This is a genomic window from Mesorhizobium shangrilense, assembly GCF_028826155.1.
Taxonomy (GTDB): Bacteria; Pseudomonadota; Alphaproteobacteria; order Rhizobiales; family Rhizobiaceae; genus Arvimicrobium; species Arvimicrobium flavum.
This window is the reverse complement of the sequence record NZ_JAQGPN010000001.1, coordinates 1,369,955-1,392,999: the sequence shown is the minus strand read 5'-3', so window position 1 is coordinate 1,392,999 and position 23,045 is coordinate 1,369,955. Positions and strand designations below refer to the sequence as shown.

Annotated in this window: 28 protein-coding genes; 12 read left to right on the top strand and 16 right to left on the bottom strand. The window is 64.6% G+C overall.

Annotated features, from left to right (window positions below; translation table 11 throughout):
• Together tolR and tolQ are read right to left on the bottom strand one after the other, a co-directional pair.
• Positions 1–456: a protein TolR gene (gene tolR, locus PD284_RS06910; protein ID WP_274627478.1), complete on the bottom strand. Its 456-nt coding sequence runs from the start codon at positions 454–456 to the stop codon at positions 1–3.
• A 9-nt stretch (positions 457–465) separates the two neighbouring features.
• Positions 466–1,176: a protein TolQ gene (gene tolQ, locus PD284_RS06905; RefSeq protein ID WP_274627477.1), complete on the bottom strand. Its 711-nt coding sequence runs from the start codon at positions 1,174–1,176 to the stop codon at positions 466–468.
• A gap of 442 nt (positions 1,177–1,618) precedes the next feature.
• Between tolQ and PD284_RS06900 the strand changes: the two genes are divergently transcribed.
• The 3 genes from PD284_RS06900 to PD284_RS06890 all read left to right on the top strand — a co-directional run bounded on the left by PD284_RS06900 (position 1,619) and on the right by PD284_RS06890 (position 4,955).
• Positions 1,619–3,028 carry a DUF1254 domain-containing protein gene (locus PD284_RS06900; RefSeq protein WP_274627476.1) on the top strand — a complete coding sequence of 470 codons (1,410 nt, stop codon included), beginning with the start codon at positions 1,619–1,621 and terminating at the stop codon, positions 3,026–3,028.
• Positions 3,029–3,045: 17 nt separating this feature from the next.
• A complete protein-coding gene (locus PD284_RS06895; RefSeq protein WP_274627475.1) occupies positions 3,046–4,581 on the top strand; it encodes a DUF1254 domain-containing protein in 1,536 nt (511 codons plus the stop codon).
• A 68-nt stretch (positions 4,582–4,649) separates the two neighbouring features.
• On the top strand, positions 4,650–4,955 hold the full coding sequence (locus tag PD284_RS06890; RefSeq protein ID WP_274627474.1) for a hypothetical protein: 306 nt from the start codon (positions 4,650–4,652) through the stop codon (positions 4,953–4,955).
• A gap of 32 nt (positions 4,956–4,987) precedes the next feature.
• On the opposite strand, the gene ybgC is transcribed toward PD284_RS06890, so the two are convergent.
• Complete coding sequence (gene ybgC, locus PD284_RS06885; protein ID WP_274627473.1) at positions 4,988–5,455, bottom strand: tol-pal system-associated acyl-CoA thioesterase; 468 nt, start codon at positions 5,453–5,455, stop codon at positions 4,988–4,990.
• Between the two features lie 62 nt (positions 5,456–5,517).
• Between ybgC and PD284_RS06880 the strand changes: the two genes are divergently transcribed.
• Positions 5,518–6,777 carry a glycoside hydrolase family 5 protein gene (locus PD284_RS06880; RefSeq protein WP_274627472.1) on the top strand — a complete coding sequence of 420 codons (1,260 nt, stop codon included), beginning with the start codon at positions 5,518–5,520 and terminating at the stop codon, positions 6,775–6,777.
• Between the two features lie 146 nt (positions 6,778–6,923).
• Complete coding sequence (locus PD284_RS06875; protein ID WP_274627471.1) at positions 6,924–7,364, top strand: methyltransferase family protein; 441 nt, start codon at positions 6,924–6,926, stop codon at positions 7,362–7,364.
• A 3-nt stretch (positions 7,365–7,367) separates the two neighbouring features.
• Here PD284_RS06875 and ruvB read toward each other — a convergent pair whose 3' ends face one another.
• From ruvB to PD284_RS06820, 11 genes are all read right to left on the bottom strand, one after another.
• Positions 7,368–8,405, bottom strand: coding sequence for a Holliday junction branch migration DNA helicase RuvB (gene ruvB, locus PD284_RS06870; protein WP_274627470.1), 1,038 nt, complete (start codon positions 8,403–8,405; stop codon positions 7,368–7,370).
• Positions 8,406–8,508: 103 nt separating this feature from the next.
• Entirely contained in the window at positions 8,509–8,898 is a 390-nt protein-coding gene (locus PD284_RS06865; RefSeq protein ID WP_274627469.1) for a PIN domain-containing protein, read from the bottom strand.
• A 5-nt stretch (positions 8,899–8,903) separates the two neighbouring features.
• A complete protein-coding gene (locus PD284_RS06860) occupies positions 8,904–9,179 on the bottom strand; it encodes an AbrB/MazE/SpoVT family DNA-binding domain-containing protein (RefSeq protein WP_274627468.1) in 276 nt (91 codons plus the stop codon).
• A gap of 70 nt (positions 9,180–9,249) precedes the next feature.
• Positions 9,250–9,870, bottom strand: coding sequence for a Holliday junction branch migration protein RuvA (ruvA, locus tag PD284_RS06855; protein ID WP_274627467.1), 621 nt, complete (start codon positions 9,868–9,870; stop codon positions 9,250–9,252).
• A 10-nt stretch (positions 9,871–9,880) separates the two neighbouring features.
• On the bottom strand, positions 9,881–10,294 hold the full coding sequence (locus PD284_RS06850; protein ID WP_274627466.1) for a type II toxin-antitoxin system VapC family toxin: 414 nt from the start codon (positions 10,292–10,294) through the stop codon (positions 9,881–9,883).
• The gene (locus PD284_RS06845; RefSeq protein WP_274627465.1) at positions 10,294–10,542 is read right to left on the bottom strand and encodes an AbrB/MazE/SpoVT family DNA-binding domain-containing protein; all 249 of its coding nucleotides are present in this window, start codon (positions 10,540–10,542) and stop codon (positions 10,294–10,296) included. Before PD284_RS06845 ends, PD284_RS06850 begins: the two co-directional genes overlap by 1 nt.
• 71 nt (positions 10,543–10,613) lie before the next feature.
• Positions 10,614–11,120, bottom strand: coding sequence for a crossover junction endodeoxyribonuclease RuvC (ruvC, locus tag PD284_RS06840; protein ID WP_274627464.1), 507 nt, complete (start codon positions 11,118–11,120; stop codon positions 10,614–10,616).
• 74 nt (positions 11,121–11,194) lie between these two features.
• Positions 11,195–11,713 (bottom strand): protease adaptor protein RcdA, encoded by a 519-nt coding sequence (gene rcdA, locus PD284_RS06835; RefSeq protein ID WP_274627463.1) that lies wholly within the window; start codon positions 11,711–11,713, stop codon positions 11,195–11,197.
• Between the two features lie 342 nt (positions 11,714–12,055).
• A complete protein-coding gene (locus PD284_RS06830; protein WP_274627462.1) occupies positions 12,056–12,505 on the bottom strand; it encodes a heme-copper oxidase family protein in 450 nt (149 codons plus the stop codon).
• Between the two features lie 176 nt (positions 12,506–12,681).
• Positions 12,682–14,322, bottom strand: coding sequence for an acyl-CoA synthetase (locus PD284_RS06825; protein ID WP_274627461.1), 1,641 nt, complete (start codon positions 14,320–14,322; stop codon positions 12,682–12,684).
• 75 nt (positions 14,323–14,397) lie between these two features.
• On the bottom strand, positions 14,398–15,174 hold the full coding sequence (locus PD284_RS06820) for a sulfite exporter TauE/SafE family protein (protein ID WP_274627460.1): 777 nt from the start codon (positions 15,172–15,174) through the stop codon (positions 14,398–14,400).
• Positions 15,175–15,374: 200 nt separating this feature from the next.
• Between PD284_RS06820 and PD284_RS06815 the strand changes: the two genes are divergently transcribed.
• The 7 genes from PD284_RS06815 (at position 15,375) to PD284_RS06785 (ending at position 21,703) form a co-directional block, all read left to right on the top strand.
• Positions 15,375–16,031 (top strand): thiamine phosphate synthase, encoded by a 657-nt coding sequence (locus PD284_RS06815; protein WP_274627459.1) that lies wholly within the window; start codon positions 15,375–15,377, stop codon positions 16,029–16,031.
• A 27-nt stretch (positions 16,032–16,058) separates the two neighbouring features.
• The gene (locus tag PD284_RS06810; protein WP_274627458.1) at positions 16,059–17,159 is read left to right on the top strand and encodes a tetratricopeptide repeat protein; all 1,101 of its coding nucleotides are present in this window, start codon (positions 16,059–16,061) and stop codon (positions 17,157–17,159) included.
• 91 nt (positions 17,160–17,250) lie between these two features.
• Positions 17,251–17,817 carry an elongation factor P gene (efp, locus tag PD284_RS06805; protein WP_274627457.1) on the top strand — a complete coding sequence of 189 codons (567 nt, stop codon included), beginning with the start codon at positions 17,251–17,253 and terminating at the stop codon, positions 17,815–17,817.
• 18 nt (positions 17,818–17,835) lie between these two features.
• Positions 17,836–18,636 carry an inositol monophosphatase family protein gene (locus tag PD284_RS06800; RefSeq protein WP_274627456.1) on the top strand — a complete coding sequence of 267 codons (801 nt, stop codon included), beginning with the start codon at positions 17,836–17,838 and terminating at the stop codon, positions 18,634–18,636.
• 168 nt (positions 18,637–18,804) lie between these two features.
• On the top strand, positions 18,805–19,494 hold the full coding sequence (trhA, locus tag PD284_RS06795; protein ID WP_274627455.1) for a PAQR family membrane homeostasis protein TrhA: 690 nt from the start codon (positions 18,805–18,807) through the stop codon (positions 19,492–19,494).
• A gap of 153 nt (positions 19,495–19,647) precedes the next feature.
• Positions 19,648–20,670, top strand: coding sequence for a MotA/TolQ/ExbB proton channel family protein (locus PD284_RS06790; RefSeq protein WP_274627454.1), 1,023 nt, complete (start codon positions 19,648–19,650; stop codon positions 20,668–20,670).
• A 1-nt stretch (position 20,671) separates the two neighbouring features.
• Positions 20,672–21,703: a peptidoglycan -binding protein gene (locus PD284_RS06785; protein WP_274627453.1), complete on the top strand. Its 1,032-nt coding sequence runs from the start codon at positions 20,672–20,674 to the stop codon at positions 21,701–21,703.
• 23 nt (positions 21,704–21,726) lie between these two features.
• Here PD284_RS06785 and msrA read toward each other — a convergent pair whose 3' ends face one another.
• Together msrA and msrB are read right to left on the bottom strand one after the other, a co-directional pair.
• Positions 21,727–22,452 carry a peptide-methionine (S)-S-oxide reductase MsrA gene (msrA, locus tag PD284_RS06780; RefSeq protein WP_274627452.1) on the bottom strand — a complete coding sequence of 242 codons (726 nt, stop codon included), beginning with the start codon at positions 22,450–22,452 and terminating at the stop codon, positions 21,727–21,729.
• A gap of 51 nt (positions 22,453–22,503) precedes the next feature.
• A complete protein-coding gene (gene msrB, locus PD284_RS06775) occupies positions 22,504–22,995 on the bottom strand; it encodes a peptide-methionine (R)-S-oxide reductase MsrB (protein WP_274627451.1) in 492 nt (163 codons plus the stop codon).
• Positions 22,996–23,045: the final 50 nt, after the last annotated feature.

Sequence of the window (23,045 nt, the reverse complement as noted above, 5' to 3'; positions counted from 1 at the left end):
CTACTGGGTGTTCTGTTCCTGGAGGGTGACGAGGCCGAGATTCTTGAATCCCGCCGCCGAGACGCGCGCCATCACCTGCATGACGGTACCGTAGTCGGCGTCCTTGTCGCCGCGTACGAAAATGCGCTCTTCATAGCCGGTCTTCGAAATCGCCTGCAGCTTCGGCACCACCTCGTCGATCGGGATCTCGGTCTCCTGCAGATGGATCTGACCGTCGCGATTGATCGACACCGTGATGGGCTGCGTTTCCGCGTTCATTTCCTTGGCCCGCGTCTCCGGGAGCTCGATCGGCACGCCGACCGTCAACAGCGGCGCCGCCACCATGAAGATGATGAGCAGCACCAGCATGACGTCGACGAACGGCGTCACGTTGATTTCCGACATCAGGCCGTGATGCCGCCCGCGCCGCCTGTGGCCGCGCCCGCCGCGGCCGCCTGAACTAACCGACATCCCCATCTCTTGACCTCAGCCCTTCTGGGCGACCTTTTCATCGATTTGGCGCGACAGTATGGCGGAGAACTCGTCCGCGAACCCTTCCATGCGCACCGCCAGCTTGCCGGCGTCCGATGACAGCTTGTTGTAGGCCACGACCGCGGGAATGGCGGCGAGCAGGCCGATTGCGGTAGCCAGCAGCGCTTCGGCGATGCCTGGCGCGACGACGGCGAGGCTGGTCGACTTCGATCCGGCGATCGCCTGGAACGACGTCATGATGCCCACCACCGTGCCGAACAGGCCGATGAACGGACCGGCCGAGCCGATGGTGGCCAGGAAGCCCAGACGGCCCTCGAGACGTTCCATCTCGCGCGTCAGCGCCAAGTCCATCGCCTTGTCGATGCGGGTCTGGAGGCCGAGCGGCGATTTTGCGCCCTTCTCGAAACTCTTCTTCCACTCGCGCATGGCGGCGACGAAGATCGAACCCATGCCGGTCGTCGCACGGTCGGCGAGCGTCCGGTAGAGTTCCTCCAGCGACTGACCAGACCAGAAGATCTGTTCAAACCTGCTGAGCGAAGCGCGCATGCGCTGAAAAGCGATGAGCTTGTCGATGATGATGGCCCAGGTCCAGATCGACGCCACGAGCAAGCCGATCATCACCAGTTTCACCACCCAGCCTGCCTGCATGAACAGGTGCCAGATTGACAGTTGCACGCCCGGTTCGGCGAGTGCGGTACTTTCCATTCTTGCGGTCCTTAAAGATCAACGGGCATGGCTTGCGGCTAGCCCTCGCGCGTCTATCCCGTCGTAACCAGGTTCCTCAGCGGCACCCGATCCGTCCCCGAAACGCATGTTTGCCGGCCTTGTCGGGGCGAAATTTGGTGAAACGAAGGCACCCGGATTCCATGCAGTCTTTCATCAGTTCGTTCATGGACCGTTATGGTTAAGGATGGGTGAAGGGGCGGGGGTCCGGTTCGCCGCAGGCGAATTGAATGGTCATGTGGATCTTTCGACCGGTCCGGACGCCCTGAGCCATGGCGGGGGGCCGTCGCCGGCTCGCTGGAACCATGCGCCCTTTGGATCGGCAAAGGGTGACCGCCAGATGCCCTGTTTACCGTAACGTACTTCCATCGCCTCTCCCTGTCGCGACAATAGGCGCAACTTGGCCCGCACCTTGGAGGGCGAGATGATCCGGATGGCGCTTGCGTTTGCGGTAGCCCTGATGTCGGCGGGGACAGCTCTCGCCCAGGACGCCCGCAGCGCCGACGAGCTCAGCCAGCGGTTCGTCCACAGCCGGGCCGCCGAGGCGGTGATCTGGGGCATGCCGGCGGTCAACATGCTCCTGATGTACGACCAGATGCTGAAGGCTGGCGGCAAGCCCGGCGAGATCATCTACTGGGGCAAGCCGCTCGACTGGCGCAACCAGACGCTGACCCCCAACCCCGACACGCTCTACTTCATGGGTTTCTACGACACCAAGGCCGACGGGGCGATGGTGGTGGAGATCCCGCCGGCCGGGGACGATGGCTCGCTCAACGGCAATTTCGTGACGCTCTGGCAGACCTCGCTCGAGGATGCCGGGCTGCACGGTGTCGACAAGGGCGCCGGCGTCAAGTTCGTCATCACGCCGCCCGGCTTCGACGGCAAGGTGCCCGACGGGTTCGAGCAGCTCCAGCCCGACACCTTCACCGGCTATTTCCTGGTCCGCTCGAACCTCAAGAGCCACGGCGATGCCGACGTCCAGGCGTCGCTCGCCTACGGCAAGCGGGTGAAATTCTATCCGCTGGCGAAGATCGACAGCCCGCCGGAAACCGTTTTCAAGGACGTCAAGGACAGCGAGTTCGACTCCACGATCAGGTACGACCTCAGCTTCTTCACGCTTCTCGACCGCGTCGTGCAAGCCGAGCCGTGGCTTGCCCGCGACCGGGCGATGATCGACCAGCTGCGGTCGATCGGCATCGAGAGGGGCAAGCCCTTCGAGCCCGACGACGCGACGAAGCAATCCCTCGAGGCCGGCATCGCCGACGCGCGGGCGTGGCTCGAGGCCCGCTACGACGCCGGCTTTCCCGTCTTCTTCGAGGGGACGCACTGGACCATGCCTTCCTTGCCCGATGCGGTGGAAGGCCAGTCGACCACCTACGCCGACCCGGAGACATATGCCGTCGATGCGCGCGGCATCGCCTACAGCTACGCCTACATCTCCATCAAGCGCCTCGGCGTCGGCCAGTTCTACCTGATCAACATCAAGGACAGGAACGGCGCCGGCTACGACGGCGCCAGCACCTATCATCTGCGCGTGCCCCCCGACGTGCCGGTGGAGCAGTACTGGTCCGTCACCGCCTACGACCGCGAGACGCACGCCCTGATCAAGGGCGTCGACCGCGCCAGTCGCGCCTCCAACGCCGCCGACCTGCAGAAGAACGGCGACGGCTCAGTCGACATCTGGTTCGGGCCGAAGGCGCCCGAAGGCAAGGAGGGCAACTGGGTCCCGACCGACCCGGACCGTCGGTTCGAGCTGATGTTCCGCCTCTACGCCCCGACCAAGGCCCTCTTCGAAAAGACCTGGACCCTGCCCGACGTCGAGCGTGCCGGGTGATCCGAAGGGAGAAGATCATGAAACGCGCTCTTGCCGCTCTCGCCTTCGTGAGTGCCTTCGCGATGCCTGCCTCGGCCGAGGACGCGGACTATCTCTCCCGCGCCTTCAACGCGGCCCATGCCGACCTGGCAAGGTCGGCCGGCATGCCGGCGCAGCTCGCCAACGAGCAGTATGTCGAGGCGCTCGCGCGCCTCGTCTACTACTGGGCCTATCCGGCCATCGACGTCACCTCGCGAACCAGCATGTGGGAGCTCATGAAGGACGGACCTGGCCTGATGTTCGGGGTGGGGCCCGGTTCGCCGGTCAACGAGAGCGGCTGCATCGCCGGATATCTGCCGCCGTCGCAGCGCATCGTCGTTACGCCCAACAACGACACCTTCTACGGCGAAGCCTTCCTCGATCTCGGCCGCGAGCCGGTGGTGATCCAGACGCCGACGGACGTGCCGGAGGGACACTACTGGGTGATGCAGGTCACCGACGTCTTCACCAACGTCGTGCGCACGCTGGGCTCGGCCTGGGGCACGCCCGGCGGGAAGTTCCTGCTGGTCGGACCCGACTGGCTGGGCGAAAAGCCGGACGGCTTCATCGACGTCATCCGGCTCAGCACGAATGTCGGCGGCGTCTTCCCGCGCAGTTTCGCCGCCCGCACGCCCGAGGCGACGGCCCGCGCCATCGCCGTGCAGAACCAGATGGGCGTCTATCCGCTCAGCAAGAACGAGAGCGGCCGCAAGCAGTTCGACTGCGAGGCCTACAGCAGGAACCACATCTTCGTCGGCGGCGTCACCGCCGAGCTGATCGCGGCCGACCCCGACGTCGCGCGCACCCAATGGGTGGTCCCGTCCCGCTTCTGGCAGGACCTCGAGCATGTGCTGGCGGCAAACCCGATGGTCGGGCCGGACGACGAGGCGATGGCCAAGCAGGCGAAGGTTCTGGTCGCCCTCGGCAAATCAGATCCCGCATGGAAGACCCTGCTCGACAAGGCCGTGGCCAAGGCCGACGCGGACCTGCACGCGTCGGCCCGGTACGAGCAGATCGGCGTCGACGTGGGCAATGGATGGCAGCGCCAGCTGAATGGCGGCCTGTGGGGGGCCGACTGGTTCGGCCGGGCGCAGGCCGCGGTCGCCTACATTCTCGTCAACGACTATCACGAGGCCGTCTACCTGATCCGGGGGACGGACGCCAAGGGCGGGCTGCTCGACGGCAAGCACGCCTACACCATGACCTTCGCCAAGGATGCCCTGCCGCCGGTCGACCGTTCGAAGGGTGGGTTCTGGTCGCTCACCATCTACGACAAGGAATACTTCATGCTGCCGAATTCGCCCAACGGGCGGACGAACATCGGCACGGTCAGCCTCGATGCGGACGAGCTGAAATTCGGCCCGGATGGGACGCTGATGCTGGTCATGTCGCATGCCGAACCCACCGAGGCCGACGCCCGGGCGAACTGGCTACCGGCCCCGGAAGGGCAATTCGCGCTGATCATCAGGGCCTACGTGCCGAGCGAGGCGATCCTCAAGGACAAGTATGCGTTCCCGGACGTCGAACGGGAATAGCGCCGCGGCACTAGTCGTTGTTGCGCTGAAGGGTCTATCATGGCGCAGTTCGGCTTGCGGAGGGAGACATGCTCACCAAGGCCGCTTTCACGACGCTCGTTCTGGTCGTTGTTTCATCTGAAGCATCGGCCATCGAGCGCTACACCTCGACCAGCATGACCTGCGCCAGGCTGCAGGCCGTCATCAAGCGCGACGGCGCGGCGATCGTGCGCTTCACCGGATCGGCAGGCGTGCCGATCTACGGCAAGGCCGTGCGCAACCAGTCGTACTGCGACCTGGGCGAGGCGATGCAGTCAAGGAGCATTCCGACCTCCGACACCAGATCTTGCCGCGTGTACAGGTGCATCAGGTCGGTGCCGGCAGGCCGCGACTGACGCGTAGCGCAACCAGGCTCGGCTGGCGGCCTTCATCCTTTGGGCATGAACGCCGCGATCCATTCCTTCGGAAACCGCCGGGGGCGGCCGTTTGCGCCGATGATCGCCGCCTCGACTCGCGCCTCCACCAGCACCTCGTGGCCGCGCTTGAGCTGCTGCGCCATGACGATGCGGGCTCCGGAGATATCCTCTGCATGCGTGTCGACGGTCAGGATGTCGTCGATCCTTGCCGGGCCGCGAAAGTCGATCTCCATGCGCCGCACCACCCAGACAAGCTTCTCGCCATGCTTGCCGTCGGCCAGTTCGGTGTGGTGCACGCCGGCCAGCCGCAGGAAATCCGAACGTCCGCGCTCGAAGAATTCGAGATAGCGCGCGTGGTAGACGACGCCGGAAAAATCCGTGTCGGCATAGTAGACCCGCGCCATGATGCGATGGCCGAACGGCGTGAGTTCTCCGGCGATGCCCGTGAGCAGCCGCGCAGATTCACCATGATCCGCCATTGCGCTTTCCTTTTATCGGGTTGCCTGACACTTGGAACCGGGATGTTCGGAGGGCCGACGGCATGGCACTATTGACCGCCGCGATCAAGCGCGCGCTCCTTTTGCTGGCGCTCCTCGCCGCCTGCACGTTGCCCGCGTCGGCGACCAGCTTCGATATGAAGCGCGGCATCAACCTCGACGCGTGGTCCACCTGGCCCGGCGAAGACCGCTGGAGCGATCCCTCTGTTCTGCTGCCCTTTCCGGAATGGCGCCGCACCGTCGGCGAGCGCGAACTGAAGACGCTGCGCGAGGCTGGCTTCGACTTCGTCCGCATGCCGGTCGATCCCGCCCCGCTGCTGTCGCCGGCCGCAGCCGGCCTGCGTGAGGAGCTTTTCGAGAACGTTCTGGAATCGGTCAGGTTGGTCAACGCCGCCGGCCTCAAGGCGGTCGTCGACCTTCATGCGATCCCCTGGGGCGACGGCCGTTCGGTCAGCACCGGCAAGCTGATGGAGGACGACGCCCTCTTCGAGGACTATGTCGAGATGGTGCGCAGCGTGGCGCGATTGCTCGCCGACGAAGATCCGTCGCGCGTCGCGCTCGAGGTGATGAACGAGCCGACCGCCGGCTGCGAAGGAGGCGACCCCATCTGGCCCGACCGGCTGAAGCGCCTTTTTGCCGCCGCCCGCGCCTCCGCGACGCGGCTCACGCTCGTGCTGCCGGGCGCCTGCTGGGGCTCCGCCGAAGGCCTCGCCGCAATCAACCCGTCCGAATTCCCCGACGACAATCTGGTCTGGACCTTCCACTCCTATTCGCCTTTCCTGTTGACGCATCAGGGCGCGAGCTGGGCCGGTGATTTCATCCCCTACGTCGCCGGCATCCCCTATCCGCCCGACAGCGTGTCTGCGGAAGAGATGGAGCGTATCCTGCAATCGATCCGAGAGAGGATGCGCGACGAGGCGCCGATGCTGAGGCGCGAAGGCATGGTCGCCTATCTCGGCGAGCAGTTCGCCGAGATAGACACGCCCGATAAGCTGCGCACGGCGATGGCAGCACCCTTCAAGACGGTCGATGCCTGGGCGAAGCAGCACGGCATTGCGCCCGAAAAAATCTTCCTCGGCGAATTCGGCATGATCCGGCAGGACTACGGAAGCCCCTTCCTCATGAATCCGAAATGGCGCGCCTTGTATGTGAAGGACATGATCGAAATCGCCGAGCAGCATGGCTTCGCCTGGTCGATCTGGAGCTACGGCGGTGCGTTCGGCGTCGTCGAGGAGTTCGACCAGCGCCCCGCCGAGCCGGACGTCATCGAGATGGTGCGGGAACTCGCGGGCAGTTCGCGATAGCCCCCTGAGCCGACCCGTCCCGCCGCCCGTTGCTTTCTTTTCGTTCGGGCCGGTATCCGGGCTATGCTCGCAACAGGCGCGGGGCGCCGGTCGCCGCCATCGAACGGCCGGCATTGAAGGTGGAGGGTCTGGAACGGAGATCCAATATGAGAATCCTGCCTCCGATACTTCTGCTCATCTTCATCGTGGCGATGGTGATCGTCGACGCGGTGGCCGGGGGACCGACCTTCGCGCCGCCGCCCTACAACCTTCTCGGCATCGTCCTGATGATCGCCGGTCTGGGCATCGGCATCCCTGCCGCCCGGCATTTCGAACGGGTCAGGACCAACATCAAGACATTCAACGAGCCGACCGTGATGGTCACCGATGGCATGTTCCGTTGGACGCGCAACCCGATGTATCTCGGCATGTGCGTCCTGCTCCTGGGCCTGGCGATCCTGGTCGGCACGCTGCTTCCGCTCCTCCTCGCCGCCGCCTTCGCGGTCATCGCCGACCGCTGGTACGTGCGCTTCGAGGAGAATGCGATGCGCCAGAAATTCGGCGCCGCCTACGACGCCTATGCGAGCCGGACCCGCCGCTGGCTCTAAAACTCACTCCTCCTGGAACAGCCCGAACTGCTGCTGCGCCAGGTCGCGCGGCGCCTCCAGCCCGAGATGCCGCCAGGCGTTCGCGGTCAGCACCCGCCCGCGCGGCGTGCGCTGGATAAAGCCCTGCTGGATGAGATAGGGCTCGATGATGTCCTCAATGGCGTCGCGCGGCTCCGACAGCGCCGCCGAGATGGTTTCGACACCCACCGGACCACCGCCGAAATTCTGCGCGATCATCGAGAGATAGCGGCGGTCGAGTTGATCGAGCCCGAGCGAATCCACCTCCAGCCTGGACAGCGCCTCGTCGGCCACCTTCCGCGACACGCTGTCGGCGCCGGCCACCGTCGCGAAGTCGCGTACCCGTCTGAGCAGGCGCCCGGCAATGCGCGGCGTGCCGCGCGCCCGGCGCGCGATCTCGGTGGCGCCGTCGTCGCCAAGCGGCATGCCGAGGATGCGCGCCCCGCGCCGTACGATCAGTTCCAGTTCCTCGACCGTGTAGAAGTTCAACCGCACCGGAATGCCGAAACGGTCTCGCAGCGGGTTGGTCAGCAGCCCCAGCCGCGTGGTCGCGGCCACCAGCGTGAAGCGGGCGAGGTCGATCTTCACCGAGCGCGCCGCCGGCCCCTCGCCGATGATGAGGTCGAGCTGAAAATCTTCCATCGCCGGATAGAGGATTTCCTCGACCGCCGGGTTGAGGCGGTGGATCTCGTCGATGAAGAGGACGTCGCGTTCCTCCAGATTGGTCAGCAGCGCCGCAAGGTCGCCCGCCTTGGCGATCACCGGGCCGGAGGTCGAGCGGAAGTTCACCCCCATCTCGCGCGCCATGATCTGGGCGAGCGTCGTCTTGCCGAGCCCCGGCGGGCCGACGAAGAGCACGTGGTCGAGCGCCTCGCCGCGGCCCTTGGCCGCCTCGATGAACACTTTCAGGTTGGCGCGCGCCGCCTGCTGGCCGACGAAGTCGTCCAGCGTCTGCGGCCTGAGCGTCTGGTCGGCGTCCTCGCCGCGCTTTTCGGAAGAGATGAGGCGCGGGGAAAGGCTCACGTGAGCCTCGGCGCAAGAAATCTGGAGGCAACCGCAGGGAAACCCGAGGATGAATTCATGATCGTTGCGACGCCGAGCGTCGCCGATGTCAATGTTGTTGCGCTCACGCAAGCAACTCCATGGAGGGGATCTTCTTGGCTGAGCGCTTGTCGAAAGTGACGATCTGATCGCAGTTCGCCGCAAGACTGGACCAGGCGATCATCGCGTCGGCGACGTCGGATGGCGTTCTCGTCTGCTCCGCAAGGAATGCCCGCAGTTTGTCGCCATGCTCGAACCGAAACTCCGCGCTTTGCGTCATTGTCCCCAGCACCCGCAAGATGGTGTCGTTCGTGTACCGAAAGCGGCGCCGCAAGTGCCAGATCAGTTCCGCGAGAACGATGCTGCTGACAAATGCCGGATCGCGGGCGGTCCGCTGAGAGAAGAACGCGCGGGATCGCGCGCACTGTTCGGAATCCTCCTCGATGAGCAGGCGCAGGAGCACGTTCGTGTCCACGCCTATCAAGTTTCCGACTCCCGATTCCGTCGCTCGAACTCGTCCCAGTCTTCCGCAACTGCATCCATGATCGCATCGTCGAAATCTTCGATCGCCAGGCTTTCGCCCGACGGCGGCCTTCCAAGAATTCCCGCGAGGTCGATCGCCCGTATCTTCCGCGGTTGGACATATGTCCGTCCATCCTCTTCGACGAACTCGACGGAATCGCCGGGCTTTAATCCGTGGCGGACGCGCACTTCTTTGGGCAGCGTGATCTGCCCTTTGGCAGTTATCGTCGCCAAGACGCCCATCCTTACCTCCTACAACGTCCTTACCTATAACAATAGTAAGGATACCTGCAGCTATCAATGATTACCGCGCCAGCTCCTTCAGCCCGAGGCGTATCAGCTTCGCCGAATCCGCCCCCTCGCCGGCCGTCTTCAGCGCCGCGGCGATGGCGTTCGCCGCGATGTCACGCGAGTAGCCGAGATTGGTCAGCGCCGAGACCGCGTCGGCGATCGGCGCGGGTGCGACGCCCTCGCCGAGTTCCTGCTTCAGGCCGATCGTGCCGGACGCCTCGCCCGCGAAGGCGGGCGCTTTGTTCTTCAGCTCGGTGACGATGCGTTCCGCCACCTTCTTGCCGACGCCGGGCGCGCGGGAAACCATGGCGATGTCGCGCAGCGCGATGGCGTTGGCGAGGTCGGACGGCGACAGCGTCGACAGCACCGCCAGCGCCACCTTGGCGCCGACCCCCTGGACGTTGCCCATCAACAGCCGGAACCATTCGCGCTCGAGCGCCGACTCGAAGCCGTAGAGGCGGATCATGTCCTCGCGCACATAGGTCTCGATGAACAGCGTGACCGCGACGCCCTCTCCCGGCAGGTGCGACAGCGTGCGCGTCGAGCAATGGGCGACGTAGCCGACGCCATGCACGTCGACGATGCAATGGTCCTCGCCGATCTCGTCGATCACGCCCTTCAGCTTGCCGATCATGCCAATGTCCTCATGGATGCGTGTCCGGAGAAATGATCCGCAACATCGGGAAGTAAGACGCGTAGCGGCCTCTGTCTCTGGTCAACAAGGTATGGCCGCCGACGAGTGCATGGGCGCCTATGTAGAAGTCGGGCAAGGGAGACCGCTTGACGCCTCCCGACCGGCGATAGACGGCAAACGCCCGGCCTGCCAGATAAGCCGCGTTCCACGGCAGATCCTCCCGCAGGAACTGCGTTGGAGAGAGGCTCGCCTCGAGCTCGGATTCGAAGTCGTAACCTGCGGCCATTTCCGCATAGATCAGCGGATTGATCACGATGGGTCCTGCCTCGCGGGCCGCCGCTATCTGGGCTACGGACCATTCCTCCCACTGTCCCCCGACGTCGAACAGATCGACGAGAACGTTGGTGTCGACCAGCGTTCCCATCAGTCGCGCAGCATCTTGTAGAACTCGTCCGAGGTCATGCCCGCCAAGTTCATCGATCCCTTGTGCTTGCGTATGTGATCAAGGAGTTCGCGCACCTCGCGGCTTCGCTCCTCGCTGGAAACCTCGACCTTCCTCAGCAGCGCTCCGTCGCCGGCGAAGGTGAATTCAACCTCGCTTCCGGGTCGGATATCGAGATGCCGACGAACGTTCTTCGGTATGGTCACCTGGCCTTTTTCCGTCACGCGCATGGTAATACCTCCGCAGTATTACCTACGGGCCAGAGCGGAACATGTCAAGAACATCCGCGACTGGGTGCGGCTCAGCCCACCCGTGCCAGCCGGGCTGCGCTCTGTCGGTGATGGGCGTGGCAGATGGCGATCGCCAGCGCGTCGGCGGCGTGCTCCGTGTTGAACACCGCCTTCGGCATCAGCACCTTCACCATCATGTGGATCTGCCGCTTGTCGCCATGGCCGACGCCGACGACCGCCTTCTTCACCGCATTCGGCGCATACTCCGCGACGGCCAGGCCGGCGCGCGCAGGCACCAGCATCGCGATGCCGCGCGCCTGCCCGAGCTTCAGCGTCGCCACCGCGTCTTTATTGACGAAGGTCTGCTCCACTGCGGCCTCCAGCGGCTGATGGAAGTCGATGACCTCGACCAGCCCGTCGTGCAACTGGCAAAGCCGCGTCGCCAGTTCCGCCTTGCCATCCGACGACACTGTGCCGGCAGCGATGAAGCGCAACGAGTTGCCGAGCGTCTCGACGACGCCCCATCCGGTCTGCCGTAGTCCGGGATCGATACCGATGATGCGAATCGCTTCTGCCATGGCCGACACTACCCGTCGACGGCATCCTTCACCACAGCGACCCGACGGCGCGGGAGATGCGGGTGGAGCCCGTGTCAGCCCCGGGCGAAGGCGGTGTTGAGAAGCCTGATCTGTTCCGACACCGCATTGGTGCGGTGGGCAGCCAGCGACAGCGCCGGCGCGTCCCCGGAACCATAGATCTGGTCGTCCATATGGCGCACACGCGTCTGCAGCCGCAGCGAACGGGCCACGAGGTCACGAAACTCGTCAGGCAATTCGATCCAGCCGGCGACGTCTTGGCTGGCCGACGCCGTGTCCAGACGCACCTTGGACTTTTCGGAAGCGACCTGCTCGCGCGTCATCTCGCCCGCGTTGGCCGCCCGCTGCAGCAGCAGCCATGACGCCAGTTGCATCAGCCGCGTGGTCAGCCGCATCGACTCCGCCGCATAGAGCGTCGCCGCCATGCGCGACAGCTTCTTCGCCTCGGCGCGGCCCGGACCGTCGAGATAGGCGGCCGTCTGCTCCACCAGACCCATGCCCTCGTTGTAGAGCGGCTTGAAGGAATCGGAAAAGACGCGCCGTTCCGCCAGCTTGACCGTGTTGCCGGCGCTCATGAAAAGCTCACTCATAACTCCGAAAGCCCCTAACCCTCGCGGCCGGACCGACTCTCGCCGAGTCGTCAGTCCGGTGCCGATTGCACTCTATGCCAGCGCCCAGCAAAAAATGCGCCGGTCCTGCTTCGAAGGCAAGCATATGTTTAACAGAAGGTTAACGCGATGAAGGGGATTTTCCCGACCTGAAGACCGCGTTTTGCCCCGGAAACAAAAAAAAGAGCCGCGAATTGGGCGGCTCTCAGGAGTTTAACAGGGAGGCGTCAAACAGAGTGGCTCCACCACTCGGTAAGAATCCAGATCACTGGATGCCCACAGTTAACACGCGTAAGGCTTAACGCGGGGTTAAAGCGCCGCGCTATTTTTGAGCGGCGCGGCCGCAGCTGTCTCGTATGGATACACCCCTGCCCCGGATTGGATCGGCTTGCGCATCGCCGGAATGGCGATGACGGCGAACAGGATCATGCCCGCATAGAAACCAAGCGAGCCGATGGCCACGACCGGCTCGATGGCCGTATTGCCTGCCAGCAGGAAGTACAGGCCGACCAGCAGCAAGACGCCGCTCACCGTGGTCAGCCAGAAATGAACCAGCGCGAGACGCGATGCGCTGGCGGCCGGCACGAGGTGATAGAAGAAGGCGAACACCGCCGACATCAGCCATCCAGCCACCATCGTGTGGGCGTGGACGGGCATCTGCGTATGGTCGTGCGTGATGGACATGGACAGCCCGAGCGCCATGCCGCACAGCGCGTAGACGATCGCCAGTATGAAGAAATTCCGTGCAACCCCGTGCATTGTTCCTACCCCTCCCCTTTGACGGCCCCTCGCGCCGCTGCAAGCTTGCTGCGTGGCGCCGGCCGGAAGTCACGTGTGGCACGGCATCGTTTCGGCTCCGTGTCGCTCGGGACGCGTAGCCGATACAATCGTTACAGAAGGGGCGTGGGGTTGCAGAAGGGGCGTGGCGACCTGCCTCAACCGCCCTTTGCCATGTCCCGCAACCGGAACTTCTGGATCTTGCCGGTGGACGTCTTGGGTATCTCGGCGAAGATCACCGCCTTCGGACACTTGAAGCGCGCCAGCAGCGTACGGCAATGCTCGATGATCTCGGTCTCGGTTGCGGTGCGGCCGGGCTTCAGTTCGACATAGGCGACCGGCACCTCGCCCCATTTGTCGTCCTGCCGCGCCACCACCCCGCACGAGGCGACGGCCGGATGCTTGTAGAGCGCATCCTCGACCTCGATCGAGGAGATATTCTCGCCGCCGGAGATGATGATGTCCTTGGAACGGTCCTTGAGCTGGATGTACCCGTCCGCATGCATGACGCCGAGGTCGCCCGAATGGAACCATCCGCCGGCAAACGCCTCGTCCGTGGCCTTCTCGTTCTTCAAATAGCCCTTCATTACGATGTTGCCGCGGAACATGACCTCGCCGATGGTCTCGCCATCGGCCGGCGTCTTCTCCATCGTCTCGGGGTTCATGACGGTGAGGTCTTCCAGTGCGGCATAGCGAACGCCCTGCCGCGCCTTCTTCGCAGCGCGTGCGTTCTTGTCGAGTTGGTCCCAGTCGCTGTGCCATTCGTTGACGACCGCCGGACCGTAGGTTTCCGTCAGGCCGTAGAGATGCGTTACCGCGAAGCCGGCATCCCCCATCCCCGACAGCACCGCCTCCGGCGGCGGCGCGGCCGCCGTGTTGAAGGTCACCGTCTGCGGGAACTCCCTCTTCTCCTCGTCCTTGGCGTTGATCAACGACGACATCACCACCGGCGCGCCGCACAGGTGCGTGACGCTGTGATCCGCGATCGCGTCGTACATCGCCTTGGCCCGCACCCAGCGCAGGCACACATGCGTGCCGGCCTGCACGGCCAGCGTCCACGGGAAGCACCACCCGTTGCAGTGGAACATCGGCAGCGTCCAGAGATAGACCGGATGCTTGCCCATGCCGGCGTGGATGGTGTTCGTGTAGGCCATCAGCGCGGCGCCGCGATGGTGATAGACGACACCCTTGGGATTGCCGGTGGTGCCGGACGTATAGTTCAGCGAGATCGCATCCCACTCATCGTCGGGCATAGCCCAGGTGAAGTCCTCCTCGCCCGAGGCGACGAAGTCCTCATAGTCAAGTTCGCCGATCCGCTCACCCTTCGCATACGGCGCGTCGGAGCCATACTCGGGATCGTCGAAATCGATCACCAGCGGCTTCGCCTTAGCGATCGCCAGCGCCTCCTTCACGACGCCTGAAAATTCGCGGTCGACGATCAGCACCTTCGAATCCGCGTGGTCGAGCTGGAAGGCGATGATGGCCGCGTCGAGCCGCGTGTTGAGACTGTGAAGCACCGCCTTGACCATGGGCACGCCGAAATGCGCCTCCAGCATGGGCGGCGTGTTCGATAGCATCACCGTCACCGTGTCGCCCTTGCCGATGCCGCGCGTCGCCAGCGCCGAGGCGAGCTTCAGCGAGCGCCGCCAGAAATCGCGGTAGCTGACATGGCTGCTTCCGTGGATGATCGCCACCTGGTCCGGGAATGTCTTCGCCGCACGCTCGAGATAGGTGAGCGGCGTCAGCGGCTGGTAGTTGGCGGCGTTCTTGTCGAGGTTTTCTTCGTAGGGATTGACCAAGTCATCCTCCGGTTAGCACGGCACCGTTCACATAGTGGCTCTGGCAGCCCTTGGGCTAGTATTAATCACGCCTGGTCACAGGGCCAGCCAGTCGATCACCCCGTCATAGACGAGCTTTATCGCAATCAACCCAACCGTCGCGTAGGAGAGGTTGTAGAAGGTCTCGGGCCGCAGGCGCCTTACCACCCAGGCCCCGGCGAGCGTCGCAACCGGCGCCAGCGGCATCAGCACCGCGGCGGCAAGCAGGTTCGTGGCGTCGAACTGGCCGAGCATGGAATACGGCACCAGCTTCACCGCGTTCGTGATGGCGAAGAAGATCACGCTGGTCCCGGTGAGCACCTTCGGATCGAGCCTGAGCGGCAGCGCATAGAACTGGAAGGGGGGTCCGCCGACATGGGCCACGAAACTGGTGAAGCCGGTCACTGTGCCCCAGATCGATGCAGCGACGAGGTTGGGCTTCTTCGGTTGCGGTAGCCTGTCGCGGATTTTCATGAACACCCAGCGCCCGACGAACACGATCGCCACCGCTCCGACGATGAAGCGGATCATCGGCGCGGTTACCATCGCGGCCGTGATCCAGCCAATCCCGATGCCCACAATCGAGCCGGGCATCATCGAGCGGAGCAGGCTGCGATCATAGACGCCGCGCCACGTCCACAAGGAGACCAGGTCCATGAGCAGAAGGATCGGCAACAGAATGGCGGCCGCCTGCACCGGCGACACCACCAGCGCCATCAACGGCACGCCTGCAAAGCCCATCGCGCCGCCGAGGCCGCCCTTTGACAGGCCCACGAGCACGACAGCGGGAATGGCGGCCGCATAGAAAAGCGGATCGAAAAGCAAGGTGGGCATGGCTTGAGGCAGTCAGAGGCGTTCGACGCCGCCATAGCCGCAAAACGCGCGCAAGGCGACAGCAAACTGGCTACGCACCGGAACGGCCGCCTCGACCCGGGTCCATGGCGACTGCGCCTGTTCAACCCGACGCCTTTCCTTTATGCCCCATTGCCAACACGATCGGCCCGCATAGCGGCCAAGGACTGGATTGTTGAAGAATGACTGCTGCTGATCCCAACCGCTGCCGTATTGTCCTGATCGCACCCGCCGGCCTGTCCGCCGAGCGTTTCGGCGCGCGGCTGCACCAGGCGGTTCAGGGCGGCGACGTGGCGTCCCTGATGCTGCCCGCAAACGGCCTCGACGACGCCTCCTTCCAGCACTTCTGTGAGCACGTGGTTCCCATCGCGCACGAAGCCGGCCTCGCCGTGATCGTCGAAGGCGACACACGCATTGCGGGCCGCGTCGGCGCGGATGGCGTACACCTCGAGACCGGCGTCACGGAGATCGCAAACGACATCGAGCGGCTGCAGGCGCGCATGATGGTCGGCGTCGGCGGCGCCAAGACCCGTGACGACGCGCTCGAACTCGGCGAGCTCCGCCCCGACTACATCTTCTTCGGCCGCTTCGGCTACGACACCCGCCCCGAGCCGCATTCCCGCAACCTTGCTCTTGGCCAGTGGTGGGCCGAGATGATCGAGATCCCGTGCATCGTCATGGCCGGCAGCGACCTCGACTCCGTTATCCAGGTCGCGGCCACCGGGGCCGAATTCGTCGCGCTGTCGAACGCCGTTTTCGGCGACGGTATCGAACCGCGCGATGCAATCCAGCGCGCCAACGCGCTGCTTGATGAGCGCGCACCGCGTTTCGAGGCCTGATCGATGCGGGCGGCGCTTGGATTCCCTATGCTGGCCCTCGTCGGCCTCCTGTCGGTGAGCTCCGGCGCCGCCTCGGCGGCATCAAACGCGTCCGAGAGCCCAGAGGAAACCCGCACGGATGCGGCTCCGCTGCAGATCGATCCCTCCCGCTTCGGCGCGCCCATGGAACCGCGCGACGCGATCGGAGAGCCTCCCGTCAAGATCCTGAAGCCTAGGGACGTGACGCCGAAGGCGGATGAAAATCGACCGCCGGCGGATGCAAAGCCGCACGACGGCCTCGATCCGCAGCGTTTCGGCGAGAGACCCGGCGACGCCGCCTACGGCGCTTTTCAGCGCGGGCTCTACAAGACGGCCTATAATCTGGCGCTGACGCGCGCGCAGAACGGCGACCCGGCCGCCCAGACCCTGGTGGCCGAGATCCTGTCGCGCGGCCTGGGCATGAAGCGCGACGACAAGTCGGCCGCGACCTGGTATGCACGGGCGGCCGAACAGGGCGTCCCCGAGGCGCAGTTCCAGTACGCTCTGATGCTCATCGACGGCAAATATGTCGCCAAGGACCTCAAGGCCGCCTATGCGCTGATGCAGGCCGCCGCGGAGGCGGGCAACCGACTGGCGCAGTTCAACCTCGCTCAGATGATTGTCGACCGCGAGACCGGCGAAGTCGGCATGACGAAGGCCGTGGCCTATTACGAACGCGCTGCAAGCGCCGGCCTCGCCGATGCCCAGTATGCGATGGCGCAGGTCTATCTCAACGGGGTCGGCGGCAAGAAGGCCGACCTCAGGGAAGCGCGCAGATGGCTGACGCTGGCGGCGCGCCAGAACTACGACACGGCGCAGCTCGAGCTCGGCACCTGGCTCGTCGAAGGCCGCGGCGGTGCGAGAGATCTGGATTCCGGCTTCAACTGGATGAAGCGGGCGGCCGACAGCGGCAATGTCGCCGCGCAGAACCGCCTCGCCAAGCTCTACATGGCGGGTCTTGGCACCGAGCCGGATTCCATCCTCGCGGCTGCGTGGTACATCCTTGCGCGCCGCGCAGGCCTTATCGATCGAGAGATGGACGACTTCATGGACGGCCTGACCGACGAGGAGAAGCAGGCGGCGCTGGAGCGGGCCAACCGCCTGCGCTGACGCCCGGTCTTGCCTCTCCGGGCAAATTGTGGTCTTGGGAGCCCCGATATCGGCCCCTTTGGGCGACAATTTTCCTTCCGGAAGAACAACTATGGCCAAGATCAACGGCAACGAAATCCGTCCCGGCAACGTCATCGAGCACGATGGCGGCCTCTGGGTCGCGGTGAAGACGAACGCGGTGAAGCCCGGCAAGGGCGGCGCCTACAACCAGGTCGAACTGAAGAATCTCCTCAACGGGACCAAGCTCAACGAGCGCTTCCGCTCGGCAGAGACGGTGGAGCGCGTCCGCCTCGAACAGAAGGATTTCTCCTATCTCTTCGAGCAGGGGGACGCTCTCGTCTTCATGGACACCGAAACCTACGAGCAACTCGAACTGCAGAAGGAATTCGTGGGCGAGCGCGCCGCGTTCCTGCAGGACGGCATGATGGTGACGGTCCAGCTTTACGAGGAGAAGCCGATCGGCATCTCGCTGCCCGACCAGGTGACCCTGTCCATCGTCGAGGCTGATCCCGTCGTAAGGGGCCAGACGGCCGCTTCCTCCTACAAGCCGGCGGTTCTCGAGAACGGCATCCGCATCCTCGTCCCGCCTTTCATCGAAACGGGCGAGCGCGTGCTGGTCGACACCAACGAACTCACCTATCTGCGTCGCGCAGACTAGACGCGCAGGGTCGCTCGGATGGCTTACTCCGCACTTATGAAGGTCATGGTCGATGCGGCTCGCAAGGCGGGCCGCTCGCTGTCGCGCGATTTCGGCGAGGTGCAGAACCTCCAGGTCTCGCTCAAGGGGCCGGGCGACTATGTCAGCCAGGCCGACCGCAAGGCCGAAGAGATCCTCTACAACGAGCTCAGCCGGGCGCGACCTGGCTATTCCTTCCTCATGGAGGAACGCGGGCCTGTCGAAGGCGATGACGGCCAGCACCGCTGGCTGATCGACCCGCTCGACGGCACCACCAACTTCCTCCACGGCATCCCGATCTTCTCGATCTCGATCGCACTGGAGCGGCAGGGCCAGCTCGTCGCCGGCGTCGTTTACAATCCGGCCATGGACGAGCTCTTCACTGCCGAGCGCGGCGGCGGCGCCTTCCTGAATGACCGGCGTCTCCGGGTTGCGGCGCGCTCCAAGCTGACCGATGCGGTGGTTGGCACCGGCGTCCCTCATCTCGGCCGTCCGAACCATGGCAAGTTCCTGATCGAATTGCGCAATGTCATGGGCGAAGTGGCTGGCGTCCGCCGTCTCGGCTCCGTCGCGCTCGATCTTGCCTATGTGGCCGCGGGACGCATGGACGGCTTCTGGGAAGCCGCGCTGAACCCCTGGGATCTCGGCGCCGGCATTCTGCTGGTGCGCGAGGCCGGCGGCTTCGTCTCCGACATGGAGGGCGGCCAGAAGATGCTCGACCACGGCTCGATCGTCGCCGGCAACGAGGCCATCCACGGCGTGCTTCTCAAGACGCTGAAGAAGCCCCTGCCCGCCCGCTGACAGCTTGGGCATTGGCCGGACTTTGTCCGGCCCTCGGGCGTCTCGCCCTATCGCGCGAGGTTGCGGTTCCGCGCCCGTTCCCTATTTCCTGACGATTGGTCGCCATGCCGCTCGCAATTTGCGGCTGGCGCTCAATCGAATTGTCATGTGAACATGCGATCAGGGATCATGCCGGGGACGAAGCAACATAGCGATCTGTCCGCCCCCTATTTCGGGCGATATTCCTACTCGCGCGCCGAACTCATTGCAGATGGCGTCGTTCATGCGGTCGGCATCGTGCTGGCGATCGCGGCCGGTTCGGCATTTCTTGCCGTTGCGGCCTTCCACACCGCCACCGGCGAGTATGTGGCGGCCGTCTTCTATGTGGTCTCGCTGCTCACCGTGCTTTCGATCTCCTGCGCCTACAATCTCTGGCCGCCGACGCCGGCGAAATGGATCCTGCGCCGTTTCGACCATGCCGCCATCTACGCGCTGATCGCCGGCACCTACACGCCGTTCCTGGCGCAGCTCGACGACCGGCGCACCGCCGCGACCCTGCTCGCGCTCGTCTGGGGAGCAGCCGCCGTGGGCATCGCGACAAAGCTCTTCCTGCCGGGTCGCTTCGACCGGCTGTCGATCGTGTTCTATCTGGGCATCGGCTGGAGCGGCGCCGCCATCTTCGCCACGCTGCTGTCCAGCCTGCCCGCGACCACTCTCTGGCTGATCCTCGCGGGCGGCGTGGTCTATTCGTGCGGCGTGATTTTCTTCATCTGGCAGAATCTGAAGTTCCAGACGGCTCTGTGGCACGGCTTTGTCGTCACCGGCGCGGGGCTGCATCTGGCCGCCGTCATCGACTGCATGGTGATCGACCGGCTTTGAGCGTCTGCTATGGCGAAGCTGCCCCCGCCGAGGCGCGATTGCGCGGACGGAAGGACGAAACGATGGCGGCCCCGCGCCCAAGCGCCTTTCAATTTAGTCACAATTCCGTTTAGAGTCGCAGCGCAAGTATCAGGCGGCCGGAGAGGCGAACGGATGGCAGTGGTGGCAGGTTCCGGACCGGAGATGACGGCCGAGGAACAGATCTATGATCCCGGCAAGCTTTCCAGCCCGCAGTTTTTCCTGCTGTCGATGCTGATCTTCCTGGCCATCGCCGGCTTCATCGCCGCAATCCTCTACAGGCAGATTTCCGCGGCTTTCGTCACCAATCCGGGCCTCAACGGCATAATTCTCGGCGTTCTGGCGGTCGGCATCCTGCTCGCATTTGCGCAGGTGGTCCGGCTCTTCCGCGAGATACGCTGGGTCAACTCCTTCCGGGCTGGCACGCAATCCGCAGAACCCGTGCTGCTGGCGCCCATGAAGGCGCTGCTCAGCCGCGCCTCGGCCACCTCCCTTTCGACGAACGCGACGCGCACCATCCTCGATTCGATTGCGAATCGCCTGGACGAAACACGCGACATCACGCGCTATCTCGTCGGGCTGCTCGTTTTCCTCGGCCTGCTCGGCACCTTCTGGGGCCTGTTGCAGACGATCGGCTCGATCGGCGACACGATCCAGTCTCTCGATCCCGGCTCAGGCGACGCCAACGACGTCCTGAACAGCCTGAAATCAGGGCTCTCGGCGCCGCTCTCGGGCATGGGCACGGCATTCTCGTCGTCGCTGTTCGGCCTCGCCGGCTCGCTGGTGGTGGGCTTCCTCGACCTGCAGGCCGGGCGCGCGCAGACGCGCTTCTATACCGAACTCGAGAACTGGCTTTCCTCGCTCACGGACCTCTCCTCCGACATGCTGATGGTCGACCCTTCCAAGGCGCAGTCGGCGGAGGAGATCCGCATCCTTTCGGAGCGCCTGCACAGCCTGCAGGAGACCGGCGGCTCCAATCCGCGGGTCGCGACCGCCATGGCCAATCTCGCCGACGGCATCTCGGGCTTGGTGAAGAACATGCGCAACGAGCAGCAGCTGATGCGCGATTGGGTCGAGGCCCAGGCTGAGGAGCAGAAGGCGATGCGCTCGACGCTGGACAGGCTGACCGAGGCCTTGAAGCAACGCGAGCGCTCCTGAGATGGCGCTAGCCAGGGGACGGCGCTCCCAGCGTTCCATCGACTACTGGCCGGGCTTCGTCGACGCGCTGTCGACCTTGCTGCTCGCCATCATGTTCCTGCTGTCGGTCTTCGTGCTGGCGCAGTTCCTGCTCAGCCGCGAGATCTCCGGCAAGGACGAGGTGCTGACGCGCCTCAACTCGCAGATCAACGAACTGACGCAGTTGCTCGCGCTGGAGCGCACCAACACCCAGGACGTCCAGGACCAGCTCGCCAACCTGCAGGCGTCCCTCAGCGAGGCCGAATCCGAGAAGTCCCGGCTCGAGCAACTGCTCTCGCGCGGGGCCGGCGCCAGCGACGAGGCCAGCCAGCGCATCGGCTCATTGACCGGCGAACTGGACAGCGAGCGCCAGATCAGCCAGCGGGCGCTGTCGCAGGTCGAGCTCCTGAACCAGCAGATCGCCGCGCTGCGCAAGCAGATCGGGGCCCTTGAATCCGCCCTCGAGGTTTCCGAGGAGCGCGACCGCGAATCGAACACCAAGATCGCCGATCTCGGCCGCCGCCTGAACGTGGCGCTGGCTCAGCGTGTGCAGGAGCTCAACCGCTATCGCTCGGACTTCTTCGGCCGCCTGCGCGAAATCCTGTCCGACCGCGAGAACATCCGCATCGTCGGCGACCGTTTTGTCTTCCAGTCGGAAGTGCTTTTTCCCGTCGGCTCCGAGCAGATCAACGAGGCGGGGCAGCAGGAGATGAAGAAGCTCGCCGCAGCCATCATCGAGCTGCAGCGCGAGATCCCGCCGGAGATCAACTGGGTCCTGCGCGTCGACGGCCACACGGACAACCGCCCCCTCTCCGGCTCCGGCCGCTACCGCGACAACTGGGAGCTCTCGTCCGCCCGCGCAACGTCCGTGGTAAAATTCCTGATCGCCAACGGCGTGCCGGCCAACCGTCTGGTCGCCGCAGGCTTCGGCGAGCACCAGCCGCTCGACGCGACCGACACCGACGAGGCCCGCAACAAGAACCGCCGCATCGAGCTGAAGCTGACAGAGCGCTAGTCTAGCGGCCAACCGGCGTGTGGTCAGTTCGAGGCGCTCGCTTCCGACACCAGTGCCGGGTCGTCACTGTAGTGCTTCGGGAACAGCCGCTTCAGGTTCTCCACCTTCGGTAGATCGACATAGACGATGTACGGATAGTCCGGGTGCAGCGTCAGGAAATCCTGATGATAGTCCTCGGCGGCATAGAACGCCTTTCCCGATTCGATCGTCGTCACGATCGGCATCTTGAACGTCTTTGCCTTCTCGAGTTGGGCGATATACGCCTCCGCGATCTTCGCCTGCGCGGCGTTCTGCGCGAAGATCGTCGAGCGGTACTGTGTGCCTTTGTCCGGACCTTGGCGGTTCAGCTGGGTCGGATCGTGAGCGACCGAAAAATAGACCTGCAGCAGCTTGCCGTAGCTGATCTTCTGAGGATCGTAGCTGATTTTGACCGCCTCCGCGTGACCAGTCGCGCCGCTGCCGACGATTTCGTAGACGGCAGTTTGCTGCGCACCGCCGGCATAACCGGAGACTGCGTTCTCCACGCCGCGCACGCGTTGGAAGACACCCTGCACGCCCCAGAAACACCCGCCGGCCAATACGGCGGTCTCCGTCGCACTTTGGCTTGCCGGCTCGTCCAGGCTGGGCGCAGGGATGGCTATGCCTTCCTCGGTCATTGCGGTCGACGCGCCGAAGGCCAGCATGCCTATCGCGATGATGGTGGCCCACGCCCCGTGGGCAGGCCGAACTTTGCGAAGCAGGAAGCTCATCGATGTTCTCCCTTTTCCTTGAGAAGGCGAGGTTGCTTGCGCATCCTACGCTCACGCGGCCGCGGCCTTGAACGTCATCGCAACGCCGTTGATGCAGTATCTGAGTCCGGTGGGCTTTGGCCCGTCATCGAAGACGTGGCCAAGATGTCCGCCGCAGCGGCTGCAATGCACAGCATTGCGAACCATTCCGAAGGACGTGTCCTGTTCGGTGCCGATCGCCCCGTGCAGCGGTGCCCAGAAGCTCGGCCAGCCGGTGCCGCTGTCGAACTTGGTGTCCGACGAGAAGAGTTCAAGCGTACATCCTGCGCAGGCGAATACGCCCTTTCGATGCTCGGAATTGAGCGGGCTGGTGAACGGATACTCCGTGCCTCCCTGGCGGAGCACCGAATACTGTTCCGGTGTCAGCAGCTTTCTCCACTCGTCGTCCGTGTGCGCTACGGCGAATACGCCGGTGGCCCGGCCGGGCGACGAACGCATGAGCAATACGGACGCCAGCGCCGCACTGCCGGTGGCGCCAAGCAGGAAGTATCGTCGGCTGAGCATGGCCATGGCCTCCGCATATGGTCCACTGCCTAGGAGTACGCTCGCCGAAT

Bases quoted from the DNA above. Each gene is read 5' to 3' on its own strand.
- tolR (WP_274627478.1), bottom strand. From the start codon at position 456: ATGGGGATGTCGGTTAGTTCAGGCGGCCGCGGCGGGCGCGGCCACAGG.
- tolQ (WP_274627477.1), bottom strand. From the start codon at position 1,176: ATGGAAAGTACCGCACTCGCCGAACCGGGCGTGCAACTGTCAATCTGG.
- PD284_RS06900 (WP_274627476.1), top strand. From the start codon at position 1,619: ATGATCCGGATGGCGCTTGCGTTTGCGGTAGCCCTGATGTCGGCGGGG.
- PD284_RS06895 (WP_274627475.1), top strand. From the start codon at position 3,046: ATGAAACGCGCTCTTGCCGCTCTCGCCTTCGTGAGTGCCTTCGCGATG.
- PD284_RS06890 (WP_274627474.1), top strand. From the start codon at position 4,650: ATGCTCACCAAGGCCGCTTTCACGACGCTCGTTCTGGTCGTTGTTTCA.
- ybgC (WP_274627473.1), bottom strand. From the start codon at position 5,455: ATGGCGGATCATGGTGAATCTGCGCGGCTGCTCACGGGCATCGCCGGA.
- PD284_RS06880 (WP_274627472.1), top strand. From the start codon at position 5,518: ATGGCACTATTGACCGCCGCGATCAAGCGCGCGCTCCTTTTGCTGGCG.
- PD284_RS06875 (WP_274627471.1), top strand. From the start codon at position 6,924: ATGAGAATCCTGCCTCCGATACTTCTGCTCATCTTCATCGTGGCGATG.
- ruvA (WP_274627467.1), bottom strand. From the start codon at position 9,870: ATGATCGGCAAGCTGAAGGGCGTGATCGACGAGATCGGCGAGGACCAT.
- PD284_RS06850 (WP_274627466.1), bottom strand. From the start codon at position 10,294: ATGGGAACGCTGGTCGACACCAACGTTCTCGTCGATCTGTTCGACGTC.
- PD284_RS06845 (WP_274627465.1), bottom strand. From the start codon at position 10,542: ATGCGCGTGACGGAAAAAGGCCAGGTGACCATACCGAAGAACGTTCGT.
- ruvC (WP_274627464.1), bottom strand. From the start codon at position 11,120: ATGGCAGAAGCGATTCGCATCATCGGTATCGATCCCGGACTACGGCAG.
- rcdA (WP_274627463.1), bottom strand. From the start codon at position 11,713: ATGAGCGCCGGCAACACGGTCAAGCTGGCGGAACGGCGCGTCTTTTCC.
- PD284_RS06830 (WP_274627462.1), bottom strand. From the start codon at position 12,505: ATGCACGGGGTTGCACGGAATTTCTTCATACTGGCGATCGTCTACGCG.
- PD284_RS06820 (WP_274627460.1), bottom strand. From the start codon at position 15,174: ATGCCCACCTTGCTTTTCGATCCGCTTTTCTATGCGGCCGCCATTCCC.
- PD284_RS06815 (WP_274627459.1), top strand. From the start codon at position 15,375: ATGACTGCTGCTGATCCCAACCGCTGCCGTATTGTCCTGATCGCACCC.
- PD284_RS06810 (WP_274627458.1), top strand. From the start codon at position 16,059: ATGCTGGCCCTCGTCGGCCTCCTGTCGGTGAGCTCCGGCGCCGCCTCG.
- efp (WP_274627457.1), top strand. From the start codon at position 17,251: ATGGCCAAGATCAACGGCAACGAAATCCGTCCCGGCAACGTCATCGAG.
- PD284_RS06800 (WP_274627456.1), top strand. From the start codon at position 17,836: ATGGCTTACTCCGCACTTATGAAGGTCATGGTCGATGCGGCTCGCAAG.
- trhA (WP_274627455.1), top strand. From the start codon at position 18,805: ATGCCGGGGACGAAGCAACATAGCGATCTGTCCGCCCCCTATTTCGGG.
- PD284_RS06790 (WP_274627454.1), top strand. From the start codon at position 19,648: ATGGCAGTGGTGGCAGGTTCCGGACCGGAGATGACGGCCGAGGAACAG.
- PD284_RS06785 (WP_274627453.1), top strand. From the start codon at position 20,672: ATGGCGCTAGCCAGGGGACGGCGCTCCCAGCGTTCCATCGACTACTGG.
- msrA (WP_274627452.1), bottom strand. From the start codon at position 22,452: ATGAGCTTCCTGCTTCGCAAAGTTCGGCCTGCCCACGGGGCGTGGGCC.
- msrB (WP_274627451.1), bottom strand. From the start codon at position 22,995: ATGCTCAGCCGACGATACTTCCTGCTTGGCGCCACCGGCAGTGCGGCG.